Origin of the sequence: Blastococcus saxobsidens DD2 (assembly GCF_000284015.1) — a bacterium.
In the GTDB taxonomy this organism is placed as follows: Bacteria; Actinomycetota; Actinomycetes; order Mycobacteriales; family Geodermatophilaceae; genus Blastococcus; species Blastococcus saxobsidens_A.
This window is the reverse complement of sequence record NC_016943.1, coordinates 253,363-265,430: the sequence shown is the minus strand read 5'-3', so window position 1 is coordinate 265,430 and position 12,068 is coordinate 253,363. Positions and strand designations below refer to the sequence as shown.

12 protein-coding genes are annotated in these 12,068 nt (G+C 73.1%); 6 read left to right on the top strand and 6 right to left on the bottom strand.

The window, feature by feature from the left end; genetic code table 11:
- Positions 1 to 45: 45 nt before the first annotated feature.
- Complete coding sequence (locus tag BLASA_RS01200) at positions 46 to 507, bottom strand: MaoC family dehydratase (RefSeq protein ID WP_041775972.1); 462 nt, start codon at positions 505 to 507, stop codon at positions 46 to 48.
- Between the two features lie 69 nt (positions 508 to 576).
- Between BLASA_RS01200 and folP the strand changes: the two genes are divergently transcribed.
- The 4 genes from folP to BLASA_RS01180 all read left to right on the top strand — a co-directional run bounded on the left by folP (position 577) and on the right by BLASA_RS01180 (position 4,860).
- Positions 577 to 1,437 carry a dihydropteroate synthase gene (gene folP, locus BLASA_RS01195; protein WP_014374163.1) on the top strand — a complete coding sequence of 287 codons (861 nt, stop codon included), beginning with the start codon at positions 577 to 579 and terminating at the stop codon, positions 1,435 to 1,437.
- A gap of 160 nt (positions 1,438 to 1,597) precedes the next feature.
- Positions 1,598 to 2,023 (top strand): PaaI family thioesterase, encoded by a 426-nt coding sequence (locus tag BLASA_RS01190; protein WP_014374162.1) that lies wholly within the window; start codon positions 1,598 to 1,600, stop codon positions 2,021 to 2,023.
- A gap of 88 nt (positions 2,024 to 2,111) precedes the next feature.
- Positions 2,112 to 3,707, top strand: coding sequence for a 4-coumarate--CoA ligase family protein (locus BLASA_RS01185; protein ID WP_014374161.1), 1,596 nt, complete (start codon positions 2,112 to 2,114; stop codon positions 3,705 to 3,707).
- 160 nt (positions 3,708 to 3,867) lie between these two features.
- On the top strand, positions 3,868 to 4,860 hold the full coding sequence (locus tag BLASA_RS01180; protein WP_014374160.1) for an NAD(P)H-quinone oxidoreductase: 993 nt from the start codon (positions 3,868 to 3,870) through the stop codon (positions 4,858 to 4,860).
- Positions 4,861 to 4,862: 2 nt separating this feature from the next.
- Here the strand turns inward: BLASA_RS01180 and BLASA_RS01175 are convergent, their stop codons facing one another.
- Complete coding sequence (locus BLASA_RS01175) at positions 4,863 to 6,086, bottom strand: cysteine desulfurase-like protein (protein ID WP_014374159.1); 1,224 nt, start codon at positions 6,084 to 6,086, stop codon at positions 4,863 to 4,865.
- 98 nt (positions 6,087 to 6,184) lie between these two features.
- Between BLASA_RS01175 and BLASA_RS01170 the strand changes: the two genes are divergently transcribed.
- Together BLASA_RS01170 and BLASA_RS01165 are read left to right on the top strand one after the other, a co-directional pair.
- Entirely contained in the window at positions 6,185 to 6,730 is a 546-nt protein-coding gene (locus tag BLASA_RS01170) for a bacterial proteasome activator family protein (protein WP_014374158.1), read from the top strand.
- A gap of 17 nt (positions 6,731 to 6,747) precedes the next feature.
- Positions 6,748 to 6,948: a DUF1707 SHOCT-like domain-containing protein gene (locus BLASA_RS01165; protein WP_014374157.1), complete on the top strand. Its 201-nt coding sequence runs from the start codon at positions 6,748 to 6,750 to the stop codon at positions 6,946 to 6,948.
- On the opposite strand, the gene BLASA_RS25730 is transcribed toward BLASA_RS01165, so the two are convergent.
- The 4 genes from BLASA_RS25730 to serS all read right to left on the bottom strand — a co-directional run bounded on the left by BLASA_RS25730 (position 6,917) and on the right by serS (position 12,009).
- Positions 6,917 to 8,782 carry an SPFH domain-containing protein gene (locus BLASA_RS25730; protein ID WP_014374156.1) on the bottom strand — a complete coding sequence of 622 codons (1,866 nt, stop codon included), beginning with the start codon at positions 8,780 to 8,782 and terminating at the stop codon, positions 6,917 to 6,919. The two genes, BLASA_RS01165 and BLASA_RS25730, sit on opposite strands and share 32 nt — an antisense overlap.
- 122 nt (positions 8,783 to 8,904) lie before the next feature.
- Positions 8,905 to 9,708: an HAD family hydrolase gene (locus BLASA_RS01155; protein WP_014374155.1), complete on the bottom strand. Its 804-nt coding sequence runs from the start codon at positions 9,706 to 9,708 to the stop codon at positions 8,905 to 8,907.
- Positions 9,709 to 9,719: 11 nt separating this feature from the next.
- Positions 9,720 to 10,628 carry an HAD family hydrolase gene (locus tag BLASA_RS01150; RefSeq protein WP_014374154.1) on the bottom strand — a complete coding sequence of 303 codons (909 nt, stop codon included), beginning with the start codon at positions 10,626 to 10,628 and terminating at the stop codon, positions 9,720 to 9,722.
- Positions 10,629 to 10,707: 79 nt separating this feature from the next.
- Positions 10,708 to 12,009 (bottom strand): serine--tRNA ligase, encoded by a 1,302-nt coding sequence (serS, locus tag BLASA_RS01145; RefSeq protein ID WP_014374153.1) that lies wholly within the window; start codon positions 12,007 to 12,009, stop codon positions 10,708 to 10,710.
- Between the last annotated feature and the right edge of the window lie 59 nt (positions 12,010 to 12,068).

Genomic DNA, 12,068 nt, shown 5'->3' with positions numbered 1-12,068 from the left:
ACCTCTCCGGAACGATCAGGTGACCTGATCATTCCGACAGGCGCCTCAGAGGTAGCGGCGGTAGACGACGGTCGCGACCATCGCCGGCTTGCTGCCGCCCTCGGTCTCCACCGTGACGGCGAGGTTCATCTGGATGCCGCCCTCGAACGGCGTCGCCGCCTCGAGCGTGGCCCCGGCCCGCACCCGGGCGCCCACCGGCACCGGGGAGGGGAAGCGCACCTTCTCCGTGCCGTAGTTGACGCCCATGCGGAAGCCGGTGATCTCGACGATCTGCGGCATCAGCGAGGGCAGCAGCGACAGGGTCAGGTAGCCGTGCGCGATCGGCCCGCCGAAGGGGCTCTCGTTCGTGGCCCGTTCCGGGTCGACGTGGATCCACTGGTGGTCGCCGGTCGCCTCGGCGAACTGGTTCACCTGCTCCTGCGTGATCGTCACCCAGTCGCTGTGGCCCAGGTGCTGCCCGACCAGGCCCTGGACCCCTTCGACACCATCGGCCGTCGTCTGCGCCATCTGCTCTGCCTCCTCGTGCACGGTCTGATTGGCTGACTCCACCACACACCACGACCGGACGGGGAGCGAGTGCTGCGACTGGGAGCCCTCGACGTGCCCGACGGGCGGTTCGTGGTCATGGCGATCGTCAACCGCACCCCCGACTCGTTCTACGACCGCGGCGCCACCTACGAGCTGGCCGCCGCCGTCGAGCGGGTGGGGCGCGTGGTCGCCGAGGGCGCCGACATGGTGGACGTCGGCGGCGTGAAGGCCGCGCCCGGTGACGACGTCGACGCCGCCGAGGAGATCCGCCGCACCGTCGACCTGGTGGCCGCGATCCGGGCCGCGCACCCCACGCTCCCCATCTCGATCGACACCTGGCGGGCGTCGGTTGCGCGGGAGGCGCTGGCCGCCGGCGCCGACGTCGTGAACGACGCCTGGGGCGGGGTGGACCCCGCGCTCGCGGAGGTCGCCGCCGAGGCCGAGGCCGGGATCGTCTGCACGCACGCCGGCGGCCTGCCGCCGCGCACCCGACCGCACCGGGTGGCCTACGACGACGTCGTCGCCGACATCGTCACCCGGACGACGGCGCTGGCCGAGGCCGCCGTCGCCGCCGGGGTGGACCGGGAGCGCGTGCTCGTCGACCCCGGGCACGACTTCGGCAAGAACACCCGGCACTCGCTGGAGGCGACACGGAGGCTGGGCGAGCTCGTGGGCACCGGCTGGCCGGTGCTGATGGCGCTGTCGAACAAGGACTTCGTCGGCGAGACCCTCGACGTCGCCCTCGACGAGCGGCTCACCGGCACGCTGGCGGCGACGGCGGTGAGCGCCTGGCTCGGCGCACGGGTCTTCCGCGCGCACGACGTCGCGCCCACCCGGCAGACGCTGGACATGGTGGCGTCGATCCAGGGCACCCGGCCCCCGGTGCGCACCGTCCGCGGCCTCGCCTGATGATGACATCGCGGTCCTCCGGACCGCACCGCCACCAATTGTCGTCCCCCACTGCCGTTGAGCCGTTGCCCATGTCCCGGTCGGGAGACCCCCCGGGCCCCCGCGACCGGTCCACCCGGCAGTGCCGCGGTCGGGAGCGCGGCTCGATATGTTTCGCACCATGGCCGCCACCGGGTTCCTGACCGCCGACGAGCTCAACGACCTCCTGCCGGGCACCTTCCCCGGGCTGCTCGGCATCGTGATCGACAGCCACGAGCCCGGGCGGCTCACCTCGCACCTGGACATCCGGCCCGAGCTGCTGGCGCCCAACGGCTACCTGCACGCCGGCACCGTGGTCACGCTGGCCGACACCAGCTGCGGCCTGCCCACCCGGGCGCTGCTGCCCGAGGGCTCGACGGGCTTCACCACGATCGAGCTCAAGAGCAACCACCTCAGCACCGCGCGCGACGGACGGATCGCCTGCACGGCGACGAACGTGCACGCTGGGCGGACGACCCAGGTGTGGGACGCCGTGGTCAGCAACGCAGACACGGGGAAGACGATCGCGCTGTTCCGCTGCACGCAGTCGGTGCTCTGGCCTCGCTGATCGGGCGAACCCGCCGGTAACCCCCTTGTGAGAGGGGACACCGCAGGTGTGAGACTGGCGCCACAACACCGTGCGAGGAGGAACCACCGTGGCGCTGGCCAGCCGTTTTCCCGACGTCGAGATCCCGGACGTCTCCGTCCCCGAGTACGTCCTCGCGGCCGGCAGGGACCGGCCCGACGCACCGGCCCTGATCGACGGCCTCAAGGGTGATGTGATCACCCACGGCCAGCTGGCCGCCTACGTCGACCGCGTCGCCGCCAACCTGCACGCCCGCGGCCTGCGCAAGGGCGACGTCGTCGCCGTCTTCTGCCCGAACACCCCCTGGTTCCCGGTGGTGTTCCACGGCATCGCCGCAGCCGGCTGCGTGATGAGCCCGATCAATTCGCTCTACACGCCCGACGAGATCGCCTTCCAGCTGAAGGACTCCGGCGCGAAGATCCTGATCACGATCTCGCTGTTCCTGGACCGCGCCACCGCGGCCGCGGAGAAGTCGCCGGTCGACGAGATCATCGTGCTCGACGGCGCCGAGGGGCACGCCAACCTGTTCGACCTGCTGGGCGCCGACGCGCCCTCGGTGCAGGTGGACATCGACCCGGCCAACGACCTGGTCACGCTGCCCTACTCCAGCGGGACCACCGGGCTGCCCAAGGGCGTCATGCTGACCCACCGAAACCTGGTGGCCAACGTCGCGCAGTGCAAGCCGCTGATCAACATCGGCGAGGACGAGCGGATCATCGCCGTCCTGCCGTTCTTCCACATCTACGGCCTGACCGTGCTGATGAACCAGGGCCTGGCGTGGGGCGGCGCCGTCGTCACCCTGCCGCGGTTCGACCTGGAGGACTTCCTCCGCACGATCCAGGACCACAAGATCACCCGCGCGTTCGTGGCGCCGCCCATCCTGCTGGCCATGGCCAAGCACCCGCTGGTCGACCAGTTCGACCTCTCGTCGCTCACCTCGATCCTCTCCGGTGCGGCGCCGCTGGACGAGCAGCTCGCGCTGGCCGCCCAGGACCGGCTGCGCAAGGGCGCCGACAGCGGCGTCTCGGTGGGCCAGGGCTACGGGATGACCGAGCTCTCTCCGGTCTCGCACACCACGCCCGACCTGGGCGCGGAGCCCCCCGGCTTCAGCGGCGAGGTGCCCAAGGGCTCGGTCGGTTTCGCGGTGCCCAACACCGAGTGCCGGCTGATCGACCCGGGTACCGGGCAGGACGCCGCCGAGGGTGAGCGCGGCGAGCTGTGGATCCGCGGCCCGCAGGTGATGAAGGGCTACCTGAACAACCCCGACGCCACCGCCGGCACCGTCGACAGCGAGGGCTGGCTGCACACCGGCGACGTCGCCGTCGTCGACGCGAACGGCTGCTACACGGTCGTCGACCGGGTCAAGGAGCTGATCAAGTACAAGGGCTACCAGGTCGCGCCGGCCGAGCTGGAGGCCGTGCTCATCGGTCACCCCGAGATCGCCGACGCCGCCGTCATCGGTGTGCCGGACAAGGAGAGCGGCGAGGAGCTGCCCAAGGCCTTCGTCGTCCGCGCGCCGGGCTCGGAGATCACCGAGGATGCCGTCATGGCCTACATGACCGAGAAGGTGGCCCCGCACAAGAAGGTCCGCTTCGTGGAGTTCATCGAGCAGGTGCCGAAGTCGGCGGCCGGCAAGATCCTGCGCAAGGACCTGAAGAACCGCTGAGCACCCCGACGGCGCCGCGTCCCTTCCGGGGGCGCGGCGCCGTCGCGCGTCCGGGGCCGGGGCCGAGATGCGCCGGAAGCGGGTGTCCCGCATCCGGGAGACCCGCATCCGGCGATTCTCGGTGAGCAGCTCCCCCCACCGGCTCCCTAAGGTCAGGTCCATGCGCGCGGTGACGATCAGCGAACCCGGTGGCCCTGAGGTGCTGCAGTGGACCGAGGTGCCCGATCCGGTGTGCGGCCCGGGCGAGGTGATCGTCGACGTCGTCGCCACCGCGGTGAACCGGGCCGACCTGCTCCAGCGGCAGGGCTTCTACGCACCGCCGAAGGGCACCAGCGAGATCCTCGGTCTGGAGTGCAGCGGGATCGTCAGCGAGATCGGTGACGGCGTGACGGGATGGTCGAGAGGCGACGAGGTGTGCGCGCTGCTCGCCGGCGGCGGCTACGCCGAGCGGGTCGCCGTCCCCGCCGAGCAGCTCCTGCCCCGCCCGGCCGGTGTCGAACTGGCCACCGCCGCCGCCCTGCCCGAGGTCGCCTGCACCGTCTGGTCCAACGTCTTCCTGCTCGCGGGGCTCGAGCGCGGCGACACCTTCCTGGTGCACGGCGGCTCCAGCGGCATCGGCACCATGGCCATCCAGCTGGCCGCCCGTGCCGGGGCGCGCGTCGCCACCACCGCGGGCAGCGCCGCCAAGCTCGCCGTCTGCCGGGAGCTGGGCGCGGAGGTGGCGATCAACTACCGCGACGAGGACTTCGTCGAGCGGGTGCGGGAGGCGACCGACGGCCGCGGCGCCGACGTGGTCCTGGACAACATGGGCGCCAAGTACCTGGGCCGCAACGTCGACGCCCTGGCCGACGGCGGCCGGCTGGTGATCATCGGCATGCAGGGCGGCGCCAAGGCCGAGCTCGACATCAACGCGTTGCTGCGCAAGCGCGGCTCCGTGCACGCCACCGCCCTGCGCTCCCGGCCGGTCCGCGGCCCCGGCGGCAAGGCCGAGATCGTCGCCGCGGTGCGGCACGACGTGTGGCCCGAGGTCGAGCGCGGGGTGGTCCGGCCGATCGTCGACCGGCGGCTGCCGATGTCGGAGGCCGCCGAGGGACACCGCGTCGTCGCGGCCAGCGAGCACATCGGGAAGGTGCTGCTCGTCTCCGGCAGCTGAGCTCAGCGGGGGCGCAGCCCGGCGACGGCGTCGATGATCCGGCCGACCTCGTCGGCGGTGTTGTAGTGCATGAGCCCGAGCCGCACCGCTCCCCCGGTCTCGTTGACACCGAGGGCGTCGAAGAGCTCGCGGGCGTAGAAGTCACCGTCCCAGGCGCAGATCCCGGCCCGGGCGAGCTCGGCGGCCACCTGGCGGGGGCGCATGCCGGCCACCGTGAACGACAGGGTGGGGGTGCAGCGCTCGGGCTCGCCGAGCACCTGCACGTGCCGCATGGCGCGCAGCGCCTGGTCCAGCCACTCGAACAGGTCGGCCTCGTGCCGGGCGACGTCGGCCATGGAGGCCCGCAGCCGGTCCCGCCGGGTGCCGACCGCCTCGGCGCACAGGCCGGCCAGGTGGTCGACGGCGGCGCTCACCCCCGCGAACAGCTCGAAGGGCGGGGTGCCGGTCTCGAACCGCTCGGGCACCCGGTCCGACGACGGCAGGAGCTTGTCCGGCCGCAGGTGATCCAGCAGGTCGGGATCGGCCACGACGGCGCCGACGTGCGGCCCGCACCACTTGTACGCCGAGACGGCGACGAAGTCCGCCCCGAGGGACGCCTTGTCGAGGAACACGTGCGGGGCGGCGTGGACGGCGTCCACGTAGACCAGCGCACCCACTGCCTGCGCCTGCGCGGCGATGCCGGCGACGTCGGGGCGGGTGCCCAGCGCGTTGCTCGCGGCGGTGACCGCCACCAGCCGGGTGCGGCGGTTGAGCAGCTCGGCGTACTGCCAGGCGGGCAGCTCGCCGGTCTCGATGTCCACCTCCGCCCAGCGCACCTGCACGCCGACGGCCTCGGCCACCTGCAGCCACGGCCGCACGTTGGCGTCGTGGTCCAGACGGCTGAGCACGATCTCGTCCCCTGCCCGCCAGGTGCGCGCCAGTGCCCGGGCCACGCCGTAGGTCAGCGTGGTCATGTTGGCGCCGAGCACCACCCCGCCTGGCCGGCCGCCGACCAGGTCGGCCACGGCGGCGCGGGCGCCCGAGACCAGCGCCTCCGCGCGGCCCGAGGCGGGGAAGACCCCGCCCCGGTTGGCGACCGGCATGCGCATCGCCGAGCCGACCGCGTGCGCCACGTTCTCCGGCACCAGCGAACCGGCGGGGCCGTCGGCGTGCACGAACCCGTCGGAGAGGGCCGGGAACAGCCCGCGCACCCGGGCGACGTCGAGCCGCGCCGCCCCCGATGACATGCGCCGCACCCTAGTTCCTGGCCGCCGCCGTCCATGCGCCGTCCCCGCGCTCCCCGCCGCTCGGCCGGCTGTCCCCGGCACGGGGCAGGATGGAGGGCATGACGGCACCGGAGAACGGCAGCGAACGTCCCCAGCAGGTGGTCGTGGTGGGTCCCGACGGGCGCCCGGTGGGCACGATGCCCATGCCCCAGTCGCCCGACGACGACGGCGACGGCGGCATGCACGTCGGCGAGCTCGTGGAGCAGCCGGCGAAGGTCATGCGCATCGGGACGATGATCAAGCAGCTCCTGGAGGAGGTCCGCGCGGCGCCCCTGGACGACGCCAGCCGGAACCGGCTGCGGGACATCCACGCCTCGTCGATCCGGGAGCTGGAGCAGGGCCTGGCCCCGGAGCTGCGGGAGGAGCTGGAGCGGATCACGCTGCCCTTCAGCGAGGGCGAGACGCCGTCGGACGCCGAGCTGCGGATCGCGCAGGCCCAGCTGGTCGGCTGGCTGGAAGGCGTCTTCCACGGCATCCAGACCGCGCTGTTCGCCCAGCAGATGGCGGCCCGGGCCCAGCTGGAGGAGATGCGCCGCAAGGCGCTCCCCGGGGGCCAGGCGCCGGCGCAGCCGGACTTCCGCCCGGGCGGCGGGCAGTACCTCTGAGGCCGCCGGAGGAGGAGGTGCCCGAGGATCCCCGCGATGCCCAGGTGCGGGCGTCGGACGACGACCGCGAGGAGACGGTGCGGCAGCTTCAGCGCGGACTGACCCAGGGCCGGCTCACTGTCGACGAGTTCGACGAGCGGGTGCGGGCGGCCTACGCCGCCCGCACCCTCGGCGAGCTCGCGGAGCTCACCCGCGACCTGCCGAGGAGCCTGTGGTGAGGCCCGGGACGCCGTCGGCCTGACCGTTCCCGGCGCCTTCGGTCGACGACAGCGCGCGCACCTCCTCGGTCGAGGCCAGCGCGGCCTGCTCGGCATCCTCGTCGGACGCCGCCGGCCGCGTGGCCTCCGCCTCCGGCCGGCCGCCTGCGGCCTGCTCGAAGAAGCGCAGCAGCTCGACGGGGAACGGCATGACCAGCGTGCTGTTCTTCTCCGAGGCCACGTCGGCCACCGTCTGGAGCAGCCGCAGCTGCAGCGCGCCGGGAGTGGCGCTCATCGCCTCGGCGGCCTGCGCGAGCTTGGTCGAGGCCTGGAACTCGCCGTCGGCGGAGATCACCCGGGCGCGACGGTCCCGCTCGGCCTCGGCCTGGCGGGACATGGACCGCCGCATCCCCTCGGGCAGGGAGATGTCCTTGACCTCCACCCGGTCGATCTTGATGCCCCAGTCCTCCGTGGGGGTGTCAATGACCGCCCGGAGCTCGCTGTTGATGGCCTCGCGGTCCGACAGCAGCGTGTCGAGGTCGGCACGCCCGATGACGGAACGGAGCGAGGTCTGCGAGACCTGCGACGTGGCGATCATGTAGTTCTCCACGTTGATGACCGCGCGGACCGGGTCGACCACGCGGAAGTAGACGACCGCGTCGACGCCGATCGTGACGTTGTCCCGGGTGATGGTGCCCTGCGACGGCACGTCGAGCACGAGCGTCTGCACGGGCACCTTGGTCATCTGGTCGACGAACGGGATGATGAACCGCAGTCCCGGCTCGCGGACCGCCGGCAGCAGCCGGCCGAAGCGCAGGACGACGCCGCGCTGGTACTGCTGCACCGATTGGACGCCGGCTGCTCCCAGCACCACGGCGAGCACCACCACGACGGCGAGGACGACGAGCAGAGCAGTCACCGGGACCACCTCTTCCGGCCGACTCGGTGACCGCGGGACGGTCCCGCGGCACGCTGTGCCGACCCGTCTGCCACCACGGTTCCACGTCTCCGTCGCGCGCGCCGGAGACGGAGACGCCACCGACCGCAGCAGCCGATCACCCGATGCGATGAGCAGGGGGTTCGCCGGCGGTTCACCGACCGGAACGGCGCGCAGTCCTGACCTGACCCCCCGCACGACGAAGCGGCTGACCGCGTCCTGGAGCTCACCACTCATCCGGGCCAGCTCGGAGGCCGCCCCCTGGGCGTCCTCCACCCGCTGGTTCGTCTCCGCCGTGCCGGCGGCGAGACCGGTGATCGCGGCGGCGATGTCCCGCGAGCCGCTGGCGGCCTCGGCCACGTTGCGGTTCATCTCGTTGGTCGTCGCCGTCTGCTCCTCCACGGCCGCCGCGATGGTGGCCTGGAAGTCGTTGATCTCACCGATGACCGCGCTGATCCTGCCGATCGCGTCCACCGCGCCGGCGGTGTCGGCCTGGATGGCCTCCACCCGCTGGGAGATGTCCTCGGTCGCCCGGGCGGTCTCCTGCGCCAGTTCCTTGACCTCGGAGGCGACGACGGCGAAGCCCTTGCCGGCCTCCCCGGCCCGCGCCGCCTCGATCGTGGCGTTGAGGGCCAGCAGGTTGGTCTGCTCGGCGATCCCGTTGATCAGCTTGATCACCGTGGCGATCTCCGCCGAGGAGTCACCCAGCTTCCCGACGGTCTTCGTCGTCTCCTCGGCGACGTCGACGGCCTGGCCGGCCACCCGGCTGGCCTGGCTGGCGTTCTGCGAGATCTCCCGGATCGCCGACTCCATCTGCGAGGAGCCGGTGGCCACGGTGTCGACGCTGGAGGCGACGGCACCGGCCGAGGCGACGACCTCGTCGGCCTGACCGGCGGCGGTCTGCGCGTTCGAGCGCATGCCCTCGGCCGCGCCGTTGAGCTGCTGCGAGGCCGTGGCCAGGCGATGACACGTTCGGACGCGATTTCGGCACTGCCGCACGGATGTTCAGCTGACCGGGGCTCGGTGCGGGTCAGCTGTGACTAGAGCGACCCGAGGAACGCGGCGACGCCGTCCTCGTCGTTGCCGACGGTGACGTCGGTGGCGACGTCGAGCAGGTCGGGGTGCGCGTGCTCCATCGCCACGGCGCGGCCGCCGCCGTCGCGCACCCACTCGAAGGCGGCGATGTCGTTGGGCATGTCGCCGAAGACCACGACGTCCTCCGGCCCGACGCCGTGGCGGGCCGCCACCGTCGCCAGCCCGGTGGCCTTGGTGACGCCGGGGGCGGAGATCTCGGCCAGCGCGTCGGTCGAGGAGGTCGTGACCGTGCCGCGGGCGCCGACGACGTCCTCGACCAGCTGCACGAACGCGTCGCGGGTCAAGGACTCGTGGCGGGCCAGCAGCTTCGCCGCCGGGGCCGCGGTCATCTCGCCCAGGGTGGCCGCGGCGACCCCGGGCGCGTCGACGTCCCAGCGCGGGCGGTACACCGGCTCGTGCCGGAACTCCCAGCCGTACTCGACGGCGAACCACATCGTGGGCTGCTGCACGCGCAGTTCCGCGGTGATCGCCTGCAGCGCGTCCGGCTCCAGCGGGGCCTCGCCGAGGATCTCCATCGGCTCCAGGTCCAGCAGCACCGCGCCGTTGCAGCACACCGCGGTGCCGTACCGCAGCACCTCCCGGACGCCGTGCATCCAGCGCGGCGGCCGGCCGGTGGCCAGCACCAGCGGGACGCCGCCGGCCCGCCACCGCTCGAGCTCGGCGACCGTCGCGGCGCTCACCGACTCGTCGCGCCGCAGCAGGGTGCCGTCCATGTCGCTGGCGATCAGCCGCGGTCGCCAGTCAGACATCGTGCGTCCGGTCAGACATCGAGCACGGCCTCCAGGTAGCGGGCGACGCCGTCGGCCCGGTGGCCGCTGGTCGTCCCGTGCACGACGGCGTGCACGGCCGGGTGGGCGTTGGCCACGGCGATGGCCCGGCCGCCCGCGTCGGCGACGGCGGTGAGCATCGGCAGGTCGTTGGGCATGTCGCCGAACACCAGGACGTCGCCGAGGTCGACGCCGTAGCGCTCCAGCGCGATGGCCAGCCCGCTGGCCTTGGTGATGCCCGGCGGAAGCACCTCGATGAAACCCAGGCCGGCGTGCGTCAGCTCCGCGTCGGCAGGGTCGACGACGGAGCGCGCGCGGGCCAGCAGCTCGTCCTGGCCGATGCCCGGCGAGCGGAGGAACACCTTGAGCACCGCCTCGGCCGGCAGCACCTCTTCCCGGGACAGCAGCTCCGCACCCTCGGGGTAGGGCCAGTCGAAGCCGTGCTGCACGCGCAGCCGGGCGTGCACCTCGCCCTGCTGGGCGGCGTCCTCCACGGCGAGGACGAGCTCGCCCGTCACGGTCTCGATCCGCTCGATGACCGCAGCCGCCTGGGTGCGCGGGAGGGCGACGGTGCGCAGCACCTCGTCCCGCTCGAGGTCGACGACGAAACCGCCCTGCGCGAGCACGGCGATGCCGCGCCCGTCGAGGGCGGCGCGCACGCTGTCCAGCAGCCGGGGGCCGCGGCCGGTCACGCCCACCACCGGGATGCCGGCGTCCCAGCAGGCCGCCAGCGCCGCCCGGGTGCGCGGGCTGACCTCGCCGGTGGCGTCGAGCAGGGTGCCGTCGAGGTCGGTGGCGACCAGCTTCGGGCGCCACGTCCCGAGGTCGCCGAGCTCGACGACCTCGTCGGCGCCGGGCAGGACGCCGTATGCCTGCAGCGCCTTCGGCGGACGTGCGCTCATGCGGACCGCCCGACGACAGCCGCGGGAGCATCGCAGCGAGGCCTGCGAACGAGGAGCGGACCGGGGCCCGGAGTCGGGCTCATGCGCTGAGCGGCGGGACCGGCGCCGCCAGGGACATGCCGGGCGTCAGCGACTCGACGCCCCCCAGCCACGGCCGCAGGGCCACCGGCACGTGCACCGAGCCGTCGGCCTGCTGGTGCACCTCGAGCAGGCAGGCGATGGTGCGGGCGATGGCGCAGAGCGTGCCGTTGAGCGTGGCCGCGATCTGGGTCTTCCCGTCGTCGTCCCGGTAGCGGATGTTGAGCCGGCGGGCCTGGAACGTGGTGCAGTCCGACGTCGAGGTCAGCTCACGGTAGGTGCCCTGGCTGGGGAACCAGGCCTCGATGTCGTACTTGCGGGTCGCGCTGGTGCCGAGGTCGCCGGCGGCGATGTCGACGACGCGGTAGGGCAGTTCCAGGGCCTGGAGGAACTCCTCCTCCCAGGCCAGCAGGCGCAGGTGCTCGGCGGCGGTGTCCTCCGGCCGGGCGAAGCTGAACATCTCCACCTTGTCGAACCAGTGCACGCGGATGATGCCGCGGGTGTCCTTGCCGTAGGAGCCGGCCTCGCGGCGGAAGCAGGACGACCAGCCGGCGTAGCGCTTCGGGCCGGCGGACAGCTCGAGCACCTCGCCGCTGTGCATGCCGGCCAGGGCGACCTCGGAGGTGCCGACGAGGTACAGGTCGTCGCGCTCGATGCGGTAGACCTCCTCGTCGTGCTCGCCGAGGAAGCCGGTGCCCTCCATGGCCTCCGGACGCACCAGCGCGGGCGCGATGACCGGGGTGAACCCGGCGGCGACGGCGCGGCTGATGGCCAACTGGGCGAGCGCGAACTCCAGCAGCGCCCCGGGGCCGGTGAGGAAGTAGAATCGCGAGCCCGACACCTTGGCGCCGCGCTCCATGTCGATGGCGCCGAGGGTCTCGCCGATCTCGATGTGGTCGCGCACCGCGAAGTCGTAGGTGGGCACCTCGCCGACGGTGCGGAGGGGAACCGCGTCGTCCTCACCGCCGGGCGGCACCTCGTCGGCCACGACGTTCGGGATGCGGGTGTGCACCGCACGCAGGGCTGCGTCGGCGGCGCGCTGCGCCTCCTCGGCCTCCCGCACCTCGGCGGCCAGCGCCTTGGCCCGTTCCAGGACGGCGGGGCGCTCCTCCGGCGTGGCTTTCTTCACCGCCTGCGACGCACTCTTCTGCTCGGCGCGCAGGTCGTCGGCCCGCTTGACCGCCTCGCGCCGGGCGACGTCGGCGGCGAGCAGCGCGTCGACCAGCGACTCGTCGGCACCCCGGGCGCGCTGGCTGGCACGGACGAGGTCGGGGTTGTCACGCAGGAGCCGCAGGTCGATCACGCAGTCGATCGTACGGAGCCGTCGGAGCCACCCCTGCCTGGACGAGGCATAGGAAGCTA